The organism is Arthrobacter sp. S39, from assembly GCF_004320525.1.
In the GTDB taxonomy this organism is placed as follows: domain Bacteria; phylum Actinomycetota; class Actinomycetes; order Actinomycetales; family Micrococcaceae; genus Arthrobacter.
The window spans coordinates 1-18,045 of record NZ_SIHX01000023.1 but is presented as its reverse complement, the minus strand read 5'-3'; the positions used below and the strand labels follow the sequence as shown (position 1 = coordinate 18,045).

Genomic DNA, 18,045 nt, shown 5'->3' with positions numbered 1-18,045 from the left:
AACCACCCACCCTCTTTGGTGCTTGTGGGTGTTGCGGTTACGCAGCGGCCTCAGTCTTGGCGCGGCGGCGAACAACAACTACAGAAGCTGCACCGGCGGCAAGTGCGCCAGCCCCGACGATGGTCCAGAGAACCAGGCCGGAGTCAGCACCGGTGTTTGCCAGGCCGCCACCGGTCGTGGCGAGCGGAGCGCCGCCGCTGGTGTTGGCCAGGGAGGCAGCAACCTGAACCGTAACGGGACCAACAGTTACGCCGGACGTGTTGCCGACTGCCGTGATGTAGTAGGTGCCTGCTTCGGAGATGGAGATCGGGAATGCGACCTTACCCTGAGCGTCAGCGGTTGCGCTGAAGGTCGAGGGTGCCAGGAAGACAGGAATCTTGGCGGAGAAGGAGGTACCACCGGCGATGTTGGCGCCGCTGGCTGCGGGCGGGTTGCCCGGCGTGACGGTGATGGTCAGTGATTCGCCGGCCAGGAAGCCCTGGCCAGTGAAGACGAACTGCTCGCCCGGGCCAACGGTGCCGTCAGAAACGGCTGCCTGCGGCGGAAGAGCCGGGTAAGTGGCTGCGACTGCCGGCGCGGTGCCGATAAGTGCGATGGATCCAGCCAGTGCGAGTGCTGCGAGTGTCTTTTTCATGTGTGTCCCCCCGGAGACGTTTAAGTTTTAGATGTACCCGAATTGAGGAGGTTTCCTCACCGCACGAGACCTGTGCGGAAATGCCGGATAGATATCCCAAAAAGACGTTACCATTCGGCGCGCGCTGTGAGCAACGTCAATCCAGTCGGTTTACATAGTGTTAACGCGTTGTCTACGAGCCCTAGCCACACTGCGCATTTTGTGTGGGCAGGATCACATCCTTTACATCCTGGACAGTCGGTGTGACAACGACGTTAGGTTCTGTATGCTGAACAATTTTTCCAAAGGTGTACTCAACGGTTCGGCTCTCGCCCGGTGCTAGGCGTATGGCGATTACACCCACTGGGCGGTTGCTGTGGACGTACGGTGCGAAATCAGTTCTTTGTCCATCCAATTTTGCCGTTTCGACATTTGCCTGCACCGGGCCGTACGCAACTATGTTCGTCTGGACTGAGCCCGGCGGTACTCCGAAAGTTCCGTCTCCGGTGACATATGTCGGCAATGACATCGCTGAATCCGTTGGGGCGGTGTTGGTGCTGGTAACACGTACCGTCGTCTGAGCGTAGCCATCTCTGGCGCATTCTTTGACGAGCTGCACGGTTCGTTTCACGTAGAAGTCCATCTTGGCGCCTGTACCGTCGTTGAAGTAGACACCGAACTCGGCAGGCGATACGTTCCGCCCGGACATTGACCCGCCCAGGGGGTATCCCGCGATCACGGACTGTTCTGCATTACGGTTGGACCATAGGCGAATTCTCCCTTCCTCAGTCCCACGGGAGAGGCCTTCGACGAGCCCTTGAGTATCGCCATTACCGTCGGACAAAGCGGCAAATATTTCCTGCGCAACCCCTGCGAAGTATGCGTCTTGTAGCTTGGGCTTGTCGATCTTCGAGTAAACATCCGATAGTAGGGTCTGAACTACATTTTTGCCGTTTAGTTCGGTAGGCAAGCCACTTTGGGCAATCGAAATTAACTCGGGGCTGGTGATTGTTACCGGTCCGGTAGCGTCAAGTATGTAACCAAGGGCAACCGGATCGACTGATATTACACCGTCTACACGTTGACCCGTTTTCCGCTCCCACATCGTATGTGCAACTTGGGCTGTAGTCGGAAAATCAGGTGTCAGGTTGACGTCCTGCATAAACTTGCCGATCCGGGCGGAATATATGGTTTTTTGTTCAGAATCAACCTCAACGATTGGATCGAATACTCCAATTTCGCTCGCGCTCGATTGAGCGTCGAGCGTCAGGTCGCCCCTGTCGATCGTCAACAAGGCCAACGCTCCCGGTATACCCCCTGTGGCACGGGATTCGGCATTATTTTGAATCAAAACCAAATAGTGTCGTGGTTCTGTTGCCCCTAACATTTCTGGCGCCACGCGCGCCGCATCTGCAGCTGAGGTCAATCCTCCCTTGAGCGCATCCAGCTGAGTTTGGGCTTGGGCAAGGGGCTCGGAAACTTGGGGAAGTAATGTAGTCGCATCAATGCTGTTGAGACGCTCCGAAGACTGAACAACTGCTTGAGCGGCCGCGACTAACTTCGGTTTGGCGTCAATTAGGGGCTGCAGATCAACGCTCTCGCCTCCTGGTGCAAGGGCGTTCCAGTCGAGGTCCTGAAAGACCGAGACCAAAGGTGTTGCGCCAAGTCGGGCAACGTCGTCGGCTGACGTCGCGACCTCACTGGCGGCCTTGAAGTTCGCCCCAAGCCAAGGCATAGCGCCGGCCAAGGTCCATAAAGGGTCACTTGCCTCGTCACGCGCCTTTGCGGTGTGGCTTCCTACGTCGCGAACCGTCTGTGTGGCGCCGTCTACATTGTTTTCTAGGATTTCATCCCTAAGTTGTGGAAGGAGACTCGTCGCGTTTGAAAGTTCGGTTTTGATCGCGGTGGCTTTCGCGCCGAGCCAAAGGACTGACGCGGCTGCTACGGCAGAGACCATGACGGTGGACCATAGGATCCATTTCAAGCGCCGTTTCGACCTGGCAGACTGCGTCGTCGACATGATTCCCCACCCGCGCTTTCGCGCTCGTCTTTCTACCTTTTCACCGGATTCCGTCATGCCTAGGGTCGTCCCATACCGCGATAAGCCCAGCCTGCAGAGCGCCACTTTGCAGCGTCCAGAACGTTGCGACCATCTAGGACTCTGGCTGTCCCAACGCTTCCGATCAGCGTAAGGGGATCGAGCTCAACATACTCACGCCACTCGGTGAGTAGTAATAGTGCATCCGAACCCGAAATGGCAGCATCAACATCCCCTTCATAGTGAAGTTCGGGGAATCGCTTGGCGGCGTTTTCTAGGGCCTTCGGGTCCGTGACGGTTACTACGGCACCCTGGAGCTGGAGTTGGGCGGCGATACTCAGAGCTGGTGAATCGCGAACATCATCACTCTCAGGTTTGAACGCGGCACCGAGAACAGTGATGCGTTGTCCTAACAGGGTGCCTCCGCATAGCTCGCGGGCAAGTTCAACGACTCGAGAACGTCGGCGCATATTAATGGCATCGACTTCACGGAGGAAGGTTAGTGCTTGGTCGGCACCTAATTCACCTGCTCTGGCCATGAACGCACGAATGTCCTTAGGCAGACATCCACCGCCAAATCCAATGCCTGCGTTGAGGAACTTCCTTCCGATTCGGTCGTCCATACCTATGGCGTCGGCCAGCCTTGTGACGTCAGCCCCAGCGGCTTCGCAAAGTTCCGCCATCGCGTTAATGAAGGAAATTTTTGTGGCCAGGAAGGAATTGGCGGCCGTTTTCACGAGTTCTGCCGTTGGATGGTCTGTGACCAGCCGGGGCGTTCCGGTGGAGAGAGGAATGGCATAGACCTCATCAAGAGCAGCGACAGCTGGGTGCTCTTCGGATCCATCGGAAACTCCGTAGACGAAACGGTCCGGTTGAAGGGTGTCTGCGACAGCGTGCCCCTCCCGGAGGAACTCGGGATTCCAGACTAGGTGCGCCGCAGGCTCCTGGGCCTGTACTGCATTTGAGAGCCGCTCCGCGGTTCCTACAGGCACCGTGGACTTTCCCACGACAAAGTCACCGGGGGAGAGGTAGGGCAATAGCTCCTCTACGGACGCGTCCACATATGAGAGATCTGCACCGTTTTCACCCTTCTTTTGTGGTGTGCCAACGCAAATGAAGTGAACCTCGTTGCCGGCTGCCGCACTCATATCCGTCGTGAACGTGAGGCGCCCTGTTTCTTGAACCTCCCTAAGCAAGGACTCCAAACCCGGTTCAAAGAAGGGGGCCTTGGCTTCCGACAGGGCAGAAATTTTCCTATGGTCCACATCGATGCCAACAACCTGGTGACCCAGTTTTGCCATGCAGGCTGCGTGCACTGCTCCCAGATAGCCGCAGCCAATTACCGTAATACGCATGGTGAGTGCCTTCCCCGATACTAAGAATGCAACGGCTTATGCCGCTGAGACAAAAATGGACCAGAATAGAATTTAGACTGCTCCGGTACTTGCGAATACTGCCTTGAACGTCTTGAAAAGTATTACTACGTCGCCCATCAGTGACCAATTTTCCACATAGTAGAGGTCGAGCCGGATGCTCTCTTCCCAGTTCAGATTCGAGCGTCCGCTGACTTGCCAGAGACCGCTCATTCCTGGGCTTACGTAGAGTCGACGGTGCGCCGCGTCATCGTACAGGGCAACTTCTCCTTCTCGTTGAGGGCGTGGGCCGACCAGACTCATGGTGCCACCGAGGACATTCAGCAGCTGTGGAAGCTCATCGAGTGAGTACTTGCGCAAGATTCGGCCCAACGATGTTATTCGAGGGTCATTTTCAACCTTGAATAAGGGTGTGGTGCTCGAACCCTGTGCCTCCAGAAGTGCTCTGAGACCTTCATCGGCGTTCACCTTCATGGATCTGAACTTGAGCATGTTGAATGTAGTTCCGCGTAGACCTATCCTCTCCTGCCGGTAGAAGACAGGGCCGGGATCCGTAAATCTAACAAGAAGACCCAACAGGAGGAATACGGGCGAAAGAAATATGACTAGGAGTCCGGCTATCACTAAGTCGAAAGCTCGCTTAGCAACTTTCTTACCGCCCGTGAGTTTAGGGGTCGAGACGTGGATAAGTGGTAATCCAGCAACGGGCTGGGTGTGGATTCGCGGGCCGGCAATATCTGTTAGAGCAGGGGCCAAAATCATTCCAATGTCCCTGGCCGCGAGTTCCCAGCCGAGACGTCGAAGGTCTTGCGGGTGCATGTTCACGCCAGCAGAGATAGCCACTGCATCGACATTGGCGGCCACGACAGTCGCGAGAATGGCGTCGAAATCAGACTCGGTTCCAATCACCGGAACCGGCAGGCTGGGGTTGATGCTAGATGCAGGAGCACCCGGCAAATGAACGGCAATGGGCCGGTACCCAGCGGCCGGAGCACTATTCAATGAGCGCACCAAATGTGCAGCCGACGAGGGACCGCCAATAATTAGCACTCGAAAACCACTTCTTCCGTGCTTCCGATCAAGCGACAGGTGCTGCCGGACAAGCCATCGAGCAATCAATAGTCCGAGAGCACCTGCAGGGAAAGCCAAGCCTACGAAACCTCGCGCAGTGTCGACTTTCAGGGCATAAGATACAACCGCTACAAATCCGAAGAGCCACGCTGAGCTGGCGATTACACGCTTGTATTCTTCCGTCCCCGATCCTAGAACTCTGGCTTCCCTGGAGCCCCAGAACTCCAACATTGTCCACCAGACAATGACAAGGCCAAGAGACAAGAAAATGTAGTCAACGTCACGGACACTGCTGCCTCCGAGATCCGGGAAACCGAATCTAAGCCCGAATGCTCCGGCGACGGCCCAGACTACGACCCCTGCATCGATGATCCTCAGCCGTGACGTGTATTTCGCTCGCCAGCCAGCAGCGGTTCTGACCGCATCCGCTGTCCCTGCGGTAGCCGCTCCCACAATGCCAGCTTCCCCCATTGCTCGTCCTCTCAGGATCTGACTCGGTCGATGTTGGCTCGGTACCAGTCCACCGTGTCTGCGATGCCAGCACGTAGTCCGATACTTGCAGTCCATCCCGCGCCGGTGAGTTTGGAAACATCCAGAAGCTTCTGCGGTGTGCCGTCAGGCTTAGTGGTATCCCAAACCATCTCTCCTTGGTAGCCAACTGCATCGGCAACTAACGTGGCCAGCTCTTTGATTGTCACATCTGATCCTGTGCCAACATTTACTTGCCCAGCACCGTCGTAGTTTTCGAGCAGGTGCAAACACGCTGAGGCCATATCGTCCACGTGAAGGAATTCACGACGAGGGGAACCCGAACCCCAGTTAGTCACGGTGGATACCCCCGATCTAACGGCTTCCTCGTAGCGCCGGATCAGAGCAGGAAGTACATGGGAACCTTCCGGTGAGAAGTTGTCGCCCGGCCCGTACAAGTTGGTCGGCATTGCGGAAATCCATGGCAGCCCATACTGGCGCCGAACTGCTTGGACTCCCATAATTCCGGCAATTTTTGCTATTGCGTAGGCATCATTAGTTGGCTCTAGGTGCCCGGTGAGTAAAGAGTCCTCACTTATCGGTTGCACTGCCAACTTTGGATAGATGCAAGACGAGCCGAGGAAGAGGAGTCGTTCAACGCCATGCCGCAAGGCTGCATCGAGGACATTTACCTGAATCCTGAGGTTGTCGTTCAGGAAGTCGACGGGATATGTGCTGTTGGCCAGGATCCCACCCACCTTTGCGGCGGCGAGCACTACATAGCGTGGCTTATTGGTCGAAAAAAAGGACATGACGTCCGCCCTATTTTTCAAGTCGAGCTGCGAAGATGTCCGGCCGAGAAGGTTGTCAAAACCCTCCGCTTCAAGTTTTCTCCAAATAGCGGATCCTACAAGGCCTCGGTGGCCTGCGACGTAAAACGGGGATGATCTGTCGAGCAGGCCAGGGACTGTGTCGTGCGTATCCACTAGTTTTTCCAACTTGCCAAGTCAACGCTATCTATCCAGTGGTTACCTGCATGACGAAGAGCTTCGATGTCTGCATCCACCATAATGCGCGCCAATTCTGGTGTGTGAACGGAGGCCTTCCATCCGAGTTTCTCCTGGGCTTTGGAAGCATCGCCAACAAGTGCATCCACTTCGGTCGGTCGGAGGTATCGCTCGTCAAAGCGGACATGGTTTTCCCAGTTAAGGCCTGCGTGGTCGAATGCGATTTGCAAGAAGTCACGTACCGTGTAGTTTCCGCCGGTTGCCAACACGAAGTCGTCTGGCTCGTCCGCCTGCAACATCTTCCACATGCCCTCGACGTACTCTGCCGCATACCCCCAGTCTCTGACGGCATCAAGGTTCCCCATATAGAGGAGGTCCTGTTTGCCTGCCTTGATGGCAGCGACTGCGCGTGTTATTTTCCGTGTCACGAACGTTTCACCCCGGCGCGGGGACTCATGGTTGAAGAGAATGCCGTTTACGGCGAACATGCCATAGGCCTCACGGTAATTCTTCGTGATCCAGTAACTGTAAACTTTTGCGGCACCGTAAGGCGACCGCGGGTAAAAGGGTGTTTCTTCGTTCTGTGGCGGCGGAGTTGCGCCAAACATTTCGGATGACGAGGCCTGATAGAACTTGGTCTCGATTCCAGACATACGAACGGCCTCAAGGAGACGAATCGTACCTACACCAGTCGTATCTGCGGTATGTTCGGGCTCGTCAAAGGAAACTCTGACGTGAGACTGTGCAGCCAGGTTGTAAACCTCGTTGGGTTTGATTTCGCCTAGCAGAGTAACCAGTCTTGCTCCATCACTGAGATCACCATAGTGAAGGAAAAGCTTGGCGTTCGGGTCATGAGGGTCAATGTAGAGGTGGTCGACTCTTGCGGTGTTAAAAGTTGAAGCTCGTCGGATTAGGCCGTGGACCTCGTAACCCTTTGCAAGAAGAAGTTCGGCCAGGTAAGAGCCGTCTTGTCCCGTGATTCCTGTAATAAGCGCGCGTTTCGTCATGATGCCCCCAGAAGCAAAAAAGAGTCACGCGACCCAGCGGCCGCGCGACGTCGCTAGACTCGTGATGAACTCATCATAGTGCCCGATTGCTGTCGATTCTGACAATATTTCTTCGCGGAAGCGCTTGCCTTGCTGACCCAGCGAATTGGAAAGCTCTTTGTCGTTCCCGAGACGCTCAGCTGCTTCCAGAAGGGCGAGTGGATCACCAGCATTTACACGAATTCCCCCTCGTGAGACCTCGATCTCAGACGCAGTAACGCTGCCTTCGTCGGTAGCTGCCAACACCGGCACACCCGCGGTGAAATAGGACGTGAGTTTGCTAGGTACAGCCATATCACGTACGCCCGCGAGTTCGTTGACCAGAAGAACGTCAGCCGCTCGCAACGCGGATTGGAATTCGTTTCCTGGCAACGAATCAATGAAATCAAGTCGATCAACGCCGTAACCTGACGCTTCAAGTGCCGAGCGTTGGTTCCCGTCACCCATCAATACGAACCGCACGCGGCTGTTGGCTTCCGATGCAATCTTGGCAGCCCTTACTACGTTTTCCAGTCCCTGTTTCTTGCCCATGTTGCCGGCGTGTAAAACGACTATGTCATCGAGTAGCCAGCCGAGCTTGGCGCGTGATGCCTCTACGTCGACAGGCGCTATTTCGTCTAAGTGCGTCCAGTTGCGGATGACGCTCGTGCTTTCGCTATTAATGCCGAGATTCGTCACTAGGTGCTCGCGAAAACGATCATGAATTGCGATGACTCCTCCTGCCCACCGGAGGACTCGTGACTCTAAGCCGGCCGCCAGACGGGCGGACAATCCCGAGGCGCCTGCTGTTTCCACTATTCCTCGGCTGTAAAGGTCTTGGACCCATACAACTGTCGTGGGGCGACTAAGGCCGAATCTAGCACGGAGCACGGTTACCGCAGTCGCAAAAAGGGCAGGACTCACCATGATGACCACATCGGGTTTGTCCCATCGCGAGAACGTCGCACGGAGGCCGAAACTAAGTTCCATATGGAGCCGGCTCAAGAATGTCGGCACAGTCGGGACATAGTGACGTAGACGTTTCGTCTCGACGCCATCGATAGTTTCCCGCATCGACCATCCCGAATAGCCCGGCCTCATCTTCCATTCTGGATAATGTGGATATCCAGTGATCACAAGTGTCTTGTGGCCGAGCTCTGTAAGTCCTTTGGCGAGGCTGCTGGTGTACGGGGCATTGCCTGTAGATTCTGGAGCGTAGTGAAGCCCAATTATTGTAATTTTCAAGTCTTGTTTCGTCTCACTCTACTTATCGACGGTCGGGTGGTTTTCTGGCCGCTTCCAGGGATTGATAGTGGGTCGGCTGAGCCCTGCGAACCCGTTGGTCATTAGCTAATGCTTCATGTCTCGATAGACCAACGAATACGTCGCACCAAGCGAAGACCAATCTCTTGCAGTCAGCGACGGCCTACTAGACAAACGGTTGGATTCACCGGCCCGGATAGAGCAAACCGCATCCGTGAGCGAGGTTGCAGTGAGGTCGCCTTCTAACATCTGAACCCAATCAGAACCGACTTCCCGCTGCAGTTCAAGCATCGTCGGAGATGCGGTGACTACTATAGGGCAGGACGCACTCAGTGCCATGAGGGCGGCGCCAGAATTATAAATCCTCTTGTAGGGTAAAATTACCATTTCAGCTTGATTTATTTCATTTAATAGTTGCTGGTCGCTGAGGCTACGAAAATCATAGCTAATATGCGGTGATGAATGCATCAGGTCAATTAGGCTCCGACCAAAAGTGTTTGAAATTGGCCGTCCCACGATACGAAGGGTCGACTTCAAGTCTTCTGCTTTCGTGAATGCCTCAAGTAATCGTTCAATGCCCTTATACGGGCGAAGAAATCCAAAGAGCAGGATCCGACCAGTATTATGGGGTGGTGACTCGAAATTATTCATATCAATAATGGGAGAATAATCCCCGTGAGGGATGTATAAATGCCGACTATTAGCTTCGTCGAATAATTCGGTTTTGGACATGAATACGAGAGCATGACAAGATGAGCGCCAAATACGCAAGGCGAACTTCTCGACCGAAGAACTCCGTTCGTGCGCTGTCAAATTGTGAACGGTCCAAACATTTTTTCGACCGCGTAATTTATTTAGCCCAATGAGAAGAATAAAGAGAAGGCACTTTGCCAGCGTTCGCAACTTGGAATCTGCACGAATTAATGATTCAGGCCAGTGCACGTGCATAATGTCGTATTCGCCGGAAAAGGCCTTTTTCCAATTGAATTCCGAGACTTCGATATCCTGCATCAGATGATCTATCAGTAAACCAACAAATGGGTTGGTAATAGTTCTTCCTGGAGACATCAACACTTTTGTCGTCATCGAATTCTCCCCATTTCGTAGTAAGCAAAACTTCCACCCGTGCGGCTCGTGCCTAACGCGGGCAGGATAATTGAAATAGCATTCATGGCGCCCCTAGTAATTCCTTAGAGCCGCATTCGCGGGCCCTGTCAAGGTTCCCTGAGATGGTTGTTCGACGGGGCGTTTGAGCTGCTGAGCGACTGCTCCCATGGTAAAAAACCAGAACGTCATGACGTGACCTGATGTCATGCCCCATCCAGTTGCTGCGATCAAAATGATTGCCGGTGTACTAGCCAGGAGTGCCCGGGCATAGTCCCCCACGTAGTCAGTTCTTCGATGGTGACGAACTGCATGGACCAACGTTGCCGCCAAAGGGCCGAAGAGTAGCACGGCTCCAACCAAGCCGATCTCGGCCGTCATGAGCAGGAAGCTGTTGTGCACAGGCAAGCCGGATCCAGTTACAGGATCGAACGTTCCAACAACCGAGACATATGAATTTGCACCTATTCCGAATAGCGGATTCGCCGCAATCTGCTCAAGAGCCACCTGCGTCAATCCACTGCGCGAGCCCCCTGTAGGGTCCTCTTGAAACCGCGCCACGAAGGAGGCAGCAAAGAGTGTTCCGACTACGGAGACGCCCAGAGGGAGAAGGATTTTCGTACTCCAAGACTTCTTTCCTGGCAGCATTAGAGCCCAGACCAATAATGTGAGGACTGCTCCAATGGCGACGGCGCGACCGCCAGTTAGGGCAATTGGGATTAGCGCGAGCAATACACCACACAATGAGGCGCGCCGCGTCCAAAGGTTGTTTGAGAGTGTCAGGGGCAAGAGCAGCAGGGTCGCTAAAACTAGAACCTTGCCCAGATTGTTGGCGTTGCTCAAGGACCCGCTGACCCGCGTAAGCCCTCCACCGTCTTCATTGGGAATAATGTTGCCGCCGATAATGCCAAAGAATTGCAGAACGGCGTAGGAAAGCTGAACTAAAACAAGTATTAGTAACAGGAAACTGAAAAGACGTCCTTGCCTGCCGTGCGTGCCCGCATCCCGGAGTAGCCATGCTCCGGCAGCCCAAGCGCATACGGCCAGCAGGAGTTGCTGAACACCCGCTAACTGTTCCAGATTCCCCGCCCACAGAAAGGATGTTGAAACGAGTAAATATATACCCAAGGGAACGAATGCAAGGAACGATGGGCGTGACTTCTCAGTGAGAAGACAACAAACAGCGAGTACAGCCATTAACAGTCCGAAATTTGTGAGTTCTGGTTCCGCCGTACTAAGTCCTGGATGAGGAAGACCGTTGGATCCAGTTAGCTGACGAGGGAATGCGGCCAGTGTGAAGAGGCACAGTGCACATGCCGCCCCGAAGCTTCCAAAACGTTTCCACGTTGCCAAAAATAGTGCGACGGCGGCCACCGCAACTGAGATATATATGCCCACGACTATCCCTACACATTACAAAGAGAATGGAGGCGAAAATGCCACGACAATGCAGGAGTTATCAAAGTTCCCTCACCGACATTGCTCAAGAAAACGGATCTCGCCGTTTTAGGAACGCATCTGTTCGGAGTTACCCGTTTCGGCCGCCTGAGTGAACAGACTGGATGAGCTGGCTGCCGCACTTGGGAACTGGCTTGGGTCGCGAAGGGGCTTTTCAGCCTGCCTCCGATTCATCCTCGGCGAGTTCATATGGTTGGATCGGACGGATGCCTCAAAGTCAGACTTTGCAAACGACTCATAGGTGTAGTTTGACTCCGAATACGCGTCCGGCCCCTTAGTGGGGAGCCTGTTGAGGACTAGCCCGAACAGATCAGCTCCAACCATTTCCAATGACCGCAGAGCGCTAGCCAGATCGTTTTGCTTGACCTTGTGAGTACCAACGATGACAACTACGCCTCCTGCGTACTGCGAAAGTACAGCGGCGTCGGTTACAGGCAACAACGGTGGCGCATCGATCACGATGGAATCGAAAATTGTCTCCAGACGCTCAATCAGCGCACCCATTGTTGCTGAGCCAAGCAATTCGCTTGGGTTCGGGGGAATCTGGCCGGAAGTGAGGACGAACAAGTCTCCGTCACCCCAAGGTTGCACCAATTCCTCGACTTCGGCTCGTCCCAATAAGGCCGTGGTCAGACCGGCGTCACGTTCCAAGCCCAGATATTGACTCACCATAGGTCGTCGCAGGTCGGCGTCAATTAGGAGGACTGAGTTTCCTGACTCGGCCATAGCAATTGCAAGGTTCGTGGCTGTTGTAGTCTTGCCCTCTCCAGGCAATGACGAGGTCACTAGAATTGTCTTGCTTTTGCTTCCAATGTGGGCGAATTGCAGGTTGGTACGGATTTGTCGGAAAGCCTCCGCTCGCGGGCTTTGAATGGCTACCTGCGTGATGAGCGGCTTTTTGGCTGCCTCGGCATCAAAGGATACCCGACCTAAAATTGCGGCATCCGTCGTTCTACGCAGATCCGTCTCTGTGCGAACACTGTTGTCCAGAAGGGAACGCAGAATGGCGACGGCGGAGCCCAAGGCGAGACCGAGTAGGAGTCCGATGGCAAGATTGAACCTAACGTTCGGGCCCGACGGTTCTTTCGGCGCTTCCGCGGGAGTGATTACCGATAACCCGACGGGTGAGATCCCACCATTCTTGGGTTTTTCTAGGGAATCTACAGCCTGAACCAAGCTGTCGGCGATACCTTGAGCGATAGCAGCCGCTTGCACCGGCGAAGTGTCCGATACCGCAATTGTGACAATTACTGTATTCACGTCAGAACTTGCCGTTACACGACGAGACAAAGCCGTCGGCGTTGTGTCGAGCCCCAGGCTGTCGATCACCGGCTGGAGGACCCGAGGCGTCGTGACTGTCTTCACATACGATTGGACGCGGGCCTGGCTGAAAGTGTTGCCTTGCTGAAGTTCTTGGACTGATCCCGAGTTTTGGATCGCGACGAAAAGCTGCGTTGTGGCCGTGTAGGTCGGCCTTACCGCCAAGGAAGCTGCTCCGCCAACGATTACACCGGCCATAGTTATAGCAATTAGAAGCATCCAATTGCGCCTCAAAATACGCATGTAGTCGCGTAGGTCCATAGCCTGGGTCCCCCTGTGGTCGTGGCTGGAGATCATGTTGGGAAGACGCGCCGTAGTGGGTCGGCGAGAGACTGCCAACAGAAAGTCTAGCGGCCCGCAGCCGCATCCTGCCCATTGCGTCGAGTGCGTGACCGTTGGCCGAACGTAGGTTAATACAGAGGCCAGCAAAAGTTGAGAGGCGACCTCCCGCCCCCATGCCGGCTTGGTTGGGCCGTGTCGGCATTTGCGGATGTAGTGCAGATGTTTGTGTTGGCGGGGTGGTGATGGCCGATGTCGTTACGGCTCCTCAACGTACTTGGCGCTCGGTATGATTCACAGTGATCACGCACAGTCCCGGCGCCTCGGCTTAGCGGTATGTCTGTAGCCAAAAAGCTGCAGTACCGCGCAAAGCAATATGATAATTGAGAGAGTTGGAGTTAGCAATGACTGAAGTTATGGGGGCCAACATGGAACGAAGTGACATTGCGGTCGTGATTTTGACCCTCAATGAATCCGAAACTATCGAACATGCAATAAGCAGCGTAGGTTGGTCTGACGACGTATTTGTCGTAGACAGCGGAAGTACGGATGGAACGGTAGAGAAGGCTTCCAAGTTGGGAGCAAAAGTCCTCGTCCATCGACAGGACGGACCGTTTCTCATCACAGAGCAACGGAACTGGGCGGTAAAAAACCTACCAACCGAAAAGCCTTGGGTTCTATTTCTGGACGCCGACGAGTTGTCAACGCCAGAATTTGTTCAGGCAATTCTCGACGAAATAAACTCCAATACCCGAATCGATGGTCTCTACGCGGCGCCGGCGTTTATGTACCACGGTGTATGGCTTCGACGATGTAGTGGATTCCCTAATTGGCATCCGCGAGCGGTCAGGCGGGGCAGTGGGCTCCGTTTTACTGGGGGCGTTTGGGAGGAATTCACGCAGGGATACCCTTTGTCCAATGTTCAGGTGCCATATGTCCACAATACAAATGCCAAAGGCCTGACGGATTGGCTTGAGAAGCACGATCGTTATGCCAAGTGGGAAGCAAATATGATTTCTGAAGGCGTGGGTCGAAAAAGTGAGCGCCGTTCTCTGCTCAGACGGTTGCGTTACTCCTTGGGAGCATTGAGGAAGTACTTTGCGCTCATTTATTTAGCCATCGTAAGAGGTGGACTCCTCGATGGGCCCGAAGCCCGATCCTACCTAAAGCGTATGTTTATATATGAGTTATTGATAGATGAACATTACCGTGAAATGACGCATTTGCGTCGCGGAAAAGGCCTCTGATGAGGCATCAAACGACGGAAAGAGTCAACTACCATGACTGACGCTCTTGTCCAAGACAAATTTATATGGGTCTTGGGCCGCGTGCACGATCAGCTGGGCGGTCCAGCGCGAACTATCACTGGGTACATCCGGGGTCTAAAGCAACATGGACGCGAAGTTGCTCTGTACGGTATAGGCGAACATCAGTCCCTTGTTGCGAATTTTTCGGAAGCCGGCGTTGACACATTTGGTGCACTGACTGGCAGCCGTCTCCAACAGTTCATAGGGTTGAACACCATGTACTCCCAAGCTGCCACACGAGGCGCGACGGTGGTAGTCGTTGGTGTATGGCACTTATCGTTCTTCGTTATTGCGATGCGGCATGGACTCGCCAGGCTTAGACGAAACAAGCAAACTGTCCGTGTGCTGTTGGTCCCCACGATGTCACTGTCAGCATACGACTGGGCGAAGCACCGGTTCGTAAAGCTTGGACTTCGGCCGTTGGTCGCGTGGCTGCTTCAAGGCCTCGATGGCGTAGTTTTCGCTTCGACTGGGGAACTTGCCCTTAGCTCTCCACGGTCTTGGCGTGGAAGTGAAGTCGTGATGCACCCAACGACAGCTAACATCGGAGAGAGGATTGAGCGGAGCGAGGCGCGTTACGATGTGGCGTTTGTCGGGCGAATCGACCCACAGAAGGATCTGCCACTGCTCTTTCGCGGACTAGCCGCTTGTGCGAGACGGCATACATTGGTGGTCGTAGGCGATGGCCGCGTCGATTACGTTTCCGAATTGCAGAATCTGGTGCGGGAGCTGGGGTTAGAGGACCAGGTAAGCTGGTTGGGCTGGAAGTCTCACTCCGATGCTTTAGCCGTCGTCCGAGAGAGCAAGGTCGTGGCGGTAACATCAGTAGTTGAAAACTTCTGTCATGTTGCTCTCGAAGCGATTGCAAATGAGGCTGAACTTGTTCTGGTCGATCGCGTGATGTCGTCGGCAGATTTCAAGAAGCATGCTGGCGTTAAAGTCGTCCCGCCTACAGCCGAAGACGTCGGGTCCGCGATCACGTTCTGTCTTCAGGATTGGAGTGACCGTGTGTCGCAGCGTCGTGTGGATGCAGAGCAGATTTCGGCTATATGTTCCCCGCAGAATGCTGCCCAGCGCCTAATTGATTTTGCCTCGACCGTTCGAACTAACTCGGTAAGCTGCCGATAATGAGCAGGAGTCGACGAAAATTGTATGCATTTCAGGATTGGCGAGCTAATTCGGGGAGACCCAAGATTCAAATTAGCCTGGTTATGTACCGTGTTTCGCTAATAACTCGACAAAAGTTTGGTAGAAAACACCCGCTTACACTTGTCGTTGCAAGCATTTACCGTCTCATAGCTGAGGTCGTCGGTGGTTTCGAGCTGCCCACTAGTGTTGAGGCAGGGCGGAATTTGCAGATTCACCACGGGTTCGGCTTAGTGATAAACGGTGGTGCACGAATTGGTTCCAATGTGATTCTGCGCCAAGGTGTTTGCATTGGATCCAGATCCTCTGGTGGGGCTGCACCGGTGGTAGGCGACGCCGTGGACTTTGGGGTTAACGCTGTAGCCCTAGGTGAGATCCGAATCGGCCAGGGGGCACGGATAGGTGCTGCTGCAGTTGTTCTTTGTGACGTTCCAGATGGGCATTCTGCGGTCGGAAATCCGGCACGCGTTATTACCCCCCAAAAATCGGACGACTTGTCTTTCAAAGTCGCTGACCAAGTTCCTTCGATCCGCCTGTCAGAGGGGCAGTAGTGCGCACCCTGGAACCGGACCGCATAACAGTAGCGGCGGCAACGTATAACCGTAACGCAGATTTGTTATTCCTATTGAGGAGTTTAGAAGGACAAAGGAGACAATTCGGCTTCACAGTTCTCGTTATTGATAACTCTCCGAATGGAATTGCCCAAGACATCGTCGCTGACGAAAGTCCTATGGCCATCTACGTTCATGAACCCAGGCCGGGCATTGTTTCGGCAAGGAATGCCGCACTAGATGCGACGCGCGACCAGCAGGCGATCATTTTTGTCGATGACGACGAATATGTTGACGAGAAGTGGTTCGAAAGGCTGATCGGGTGTGCAAACGATCACGCTGCGGAAGTGGTTTTCGGTCCCGTCGTGCCGGTATTCGGTGCAACTTGCCCGGAGTGGATAAAGGCTGGTGGACACTTCGAACGACACCGACAGACTACTGGGACGCTCGTTCGATCGGGCGCGACCAACAATGCCCTGATTCGTGCCGAGGCTTTCCAACGACTCGACGTCCCACGTTTTGATGCAGCCTATTCCGTCAGCGGTGGCAGCGACGCAGAGCTTTTTCAAAGAATGGCAGCCGGCGGGAGCCGCATGGTTTGGTGCGATGAAGCGGTCGTTTTTGAGAAAGTCCCCGAAAGCAGAGCGAACTTTGCGTGGATCTGGAAGCGCCAGGTGCGGGTAGGAAGTGTCACTGGCCTAATTCAGCTGCAGAGGCATTCTCGGGTGAGAGTCATCGGAGGTGCGCTAAGTCGGATCATGCTTGGGTCTCTGCGCTCGTTGAGAGCGCTAGTCCGTCTGCGGCCTCTGTCGTCGCGTGAGCTGGGGCCATTGGCCCGCGGTCTTGGACTGTTAGGTTCAGTGATTGGGCACAGATCCAAGGAGTATGCGCGTTCCTAGGACTCCCCGACAGGCATTTCACGGCCCCCATTGGCCATGTTGATCAGCTGGATCAACATAATTCCATTCACTTTGGAGCACTGAACTGTCGGTGATTCCCTGAAACTGAGCCGCTCTTCTTAGCTCAGGACGGCAGGCAGGGTATGTGGCTCTTCACGGTTCATGGGATGGGGTTCCCGGATGAGTGTCATGCCGCCGTCCGGACGGCACTTCTCATGAGAATAACCGATTTGTAATTGCCGGGGTTGCGATAGCCGCGTGCCGTGCGTTTGATGTGTTTGATGCCGGTGTTGTTGGCTCTTCACGGTTGGTGGGGAATTGAGTTCGTGTCGTTGAAGACAAAGGGGCCCGTGGCCCTGCTGGGATGAGTGTGTCTAAGCATTCAACCTGGAACAGGACCACGAGCCTTGATCGAGCCTACCGGGGTCGCAGCTGACGCTGCCACCATTCTCTTCAACCTGCCTGACTACCACGTCATTTCCACCACCATCACTGCCGGCCGCCGGCAGGTCATTATCGAAACCGACCAACCGCCGGGCTGCCCGAGCTGTGGAGTCATCGCATCGCGGCGGAAAGAGCGCCGCCTTCAACGACTCCGCGATATTCCTGTCGCCGGGCCGGTGGACGTGCTCTGGTCCAAGTACCGCTGGTACTCCCAAGAGCCAGCCTGCGACCGGCTCTCGTTCTTCGAATCCACGCCGCAGGTGCCGGCCCGTGCCCGCTCCACCAGCCGGCTGCGGGACCAGCTCGTGGACGCGGTCATCCTCTCCGGCCGGGCCGTCTCGGAAGCAGCAGCCGGGTTCGCCGTGTCCTGGTGGATGGTCCGGGCGGCGGTGACCGAGGCGTGCCTGCTCACGCTGCCTGACGTGGACAAGCTCAGCCCGCGGATGCTGGGCACTGATGAACACCGGTTCCGGTCCGTGCGTTACTTCCAGGACCCGGGAACGAAGGCGTGGACACGGTTCGAGCCGTGGATGACCACCATCGTGGATTTGGGGCTCTTCGCGGTTCATGGGGAAATGGATTCCCGGATGAGTGTTATGCCGCCGTCCGGACGGCACTTCTCATGAGGATAACGGATTTGTAATTGCCGGGGTTGCGGTAGCCGCGGGCGGTGCGTTTG

The 18,045-nt window shown here is 54.9% G+C and carries 14 protein-coding genes; 4 read left to right on the top strand and 10 right to left on the bottom strand.

Translation table 11 applies throughout. The features are described from left to right. Window positions 1–37: 37 nt before the first annotated feature. The 10 genes from EYS21_RS22660 to EYS21_RS22615 form a co-directional block, all read right to left on the bottom strand. Window positions 38–634, bottom strand: coding sequence for an LPXTG cell wall anchor domain-containing protein (locus EYS21_RS22660; protein WP_131135493.1), 597 nt, complete (start codon window positions 632–634; stop codon window positions 38–40). Between the two features lie 181 nt (window positions 635–815). After that, window positions 816–2,597, bottom strand: a complete 1,782-nt coding sequence (locus EYS21_RS22655; RefSeq protein WP_347559597.1) for a DUF4012 domain-containing protein — start codon at window positions 2,595–2,597, stop codon at window positions 816–818. Window positions 2,598–2,692: 95 nt separating this feature from the next. Next, entirely contained in the window at window positions 2,693–4,006 is a 1,314-nt protein-coding gene (locus EYS21_RS22650; protein WP_131135491.1) for a UDP-glucose/GDP-mannose dehydrogenase family protein, read from the bottom strand. 72 nt (window positions 4,007–4,078) lie between these two features. Continuing rightward, on the bottom strand, window positions 4,079–5,566 hold the full coding sequence (locus EYS21_RS22645) for a sugar transferase (RefSeq protein WP_131135490.1): 1,488 nt from the start codon (window positions 5,564–5,566) through the stop codon (window positions 4,079–4,081). 11 nt (window positions 5,567–5,577) lie between these two features. After that, window positions 5,578–6,561, bottom strand: coding sequence for a GDP-L-fucose synthase (locus tag EYS21_RS22640; protein WP_278184762.1), 984 nt, complete (start codon window positions 6,559–6,561; stop codon window positions 5,578–5,580). Next, window positions 6,549–7,577, bottom strand: coding sequence for a GDP-mannose 4,6-dehydratase (gmd, locus tag EYS21_RS22635; RefSeq protein WP_131135489.1), 1,029 nt, complete (start codon window positions 7,575–7,577; stop codon window positions 6,549–6,551). The genes EYS21_RS22640 and gmd overlap by 13 nt, the downstream gene beginning before the upstream one ends. Window positions 7,578–7,601: 24 nt before the next feature. After that, window positions 7,602–8,840, bottom strand: a complete 1,239-nt coding sequence (locus EYS21_RS22630; protein WP_131135488.1) for a glycosyltransferase family 4 protein — start codon at window positions 8,838–8,840, stop codon at window positions 7,602–7,604. 105 nt (window positions 8,841–8,945) lie between these two features. Continuing rightward, on the bottom strand, window positions 8,946–9,944 hold the full coding sequence (locus EYS21_RS22625) for a hypothetical protein (protein WP_131135487.1): 999 nt from the start codon (window positions 9,942–9,944) through the stop codon (window positions 8,946–8,948). A gap of 93 nt (window positions 9,945–10,037) precedes the next feature. After that, a complete protein-coding gene (locus tag EYS21_RS22620; protein ID WP_131135486.1) occupies window positions 10,038–11,360 on the bottom strand; it encodes an O-antigen ligase family protein in 1,323 nt (440 codons plus the stop codon). A gap of 108 nt (window positions 11,361–11,468) precedes the next feature. After that, entirely contained in the window at window positions 11,469–13,001 is a 1,533-nt protein-coding gene (locus EYS21_RS22615; protein WP_131135485.1) for a polysaccharide biosynthesis tyrosine autokinase, read from the bottom strand. Window positions 13,002–13,423: 422 nt separating this feature from the next. Between EYS21_RS22615 and EYS21_RS22610 the strand changes: the two genes are divergently transcribed. The 4 genes from EYS21_RS22610 (at window position 13,424) to EYS21_RS22590 (ending at window position 17,992) form a co-directional block, all read left to right on the top strand. Further along, complete coding sequence (locus EYS21_RS22610) at window positions 13,424–14,266, top strand: glycosyltransferase family 2 protein (RefSeq protein ID WP_131135484.1); 843 nt, start codon at window positions 13,424–13,426, stop codon at window positions 14,264–14,266. A gap of 582 nt (window positions 14,267–14,848) precedes the next feature. Beyond that, window positions 14,849–15,454, top strand: a complete 606-nt coding sequence (locus EYS21_RS23520) for a glycosyltransferase (protein ID WP_242633577.1) — start codon at window positions 14,849–14,851, stop codon at window positions 15,452–15,454. 568 nt (window positions 15,455–16,022) lie between these two features. Next, window positions 16,023–16,922: a glycosyltransferase gene (locus EYS21_RS22600; RefSeq protein WP_131135482.1), complete on the top strand. Its 900-nt coding sequence runs from the start codon at window positions 16,023–16,025 to the stop codon at window positions 16,920–16,922. 407 nt (window positions 16,923–17,329) lie between these two features. Next, window positions 17,330–17,992, top strand: coding sequence for a transposase family protein (locus EYS21_RS22590; RefSeq protein WP_131135481.1), 663 nt, complete (start codon window positions 17,330–17,332; stop codon window positions 17,990–17,992). Window positions 17,993–18,045 lie beyond the last annotated feature (53 nt).

Excerpts from the sequence above, each read along its gene's own strand:
- EYS21_RS22650 (WP_131135491.1), bottom strand. The coding sequence starts at position 4,006 with ATGCGTATTACGGTAATTGGCTGCGGCTATCTGGGAGCAGTGCACGCA.
- EYS21_RS22645 (WP_131135490.1), bottom strand. The coding sequence starts at position 5,566 with ATGGGGGAAGCTGGCATTGTGGGAGCGGCTACCGCAGGGACAGCGGAT.
- EYS21_RS22615 (WP_131135485.1), bottom strand. The coding sequence starts at position 13,001 with ATGGACCTACGCGACTACATGCGTATTTTGAGGCGCAATTGGATGCTT.
- EYS21_RS22610 (WP_131135484.1), top strand. The coding sequence starts at position 13,424 with ATGACTGAAGTTATGGGGGCCAACATGGAACGAAGTGACATTGCGGTC.
- EYS21_RS22625 (WP_131135487.1), bottom strand. The coding sequence starts at position 9,944 with ATGACGACAAAAGTGTTGATGTCTCCAGGAAGAACTATTACCAACCCA.
- gmd (WP_131135489.1), bottom strand. The coding sequence starts at position 7,577 with ATGACGAAACGCGCGCTTATTACAGGAATCACGGGACAAGACGGCTCT.
- EYS21_RS22660 (WP_131135493.1), bottom strand. The coding sequence starts at position 634 with ATGAAAAAGACACTCGCAGCACTCGCACTGGCTGGATCCATCGCACTT.
- EYS21_RS23520 (WP_242633577.1), top strand. The coding sequence starts at position 14,849 with ATGCACCCAACGACAGCTAACATCGGAGAGAGGATTGAGCGGAGCGAG.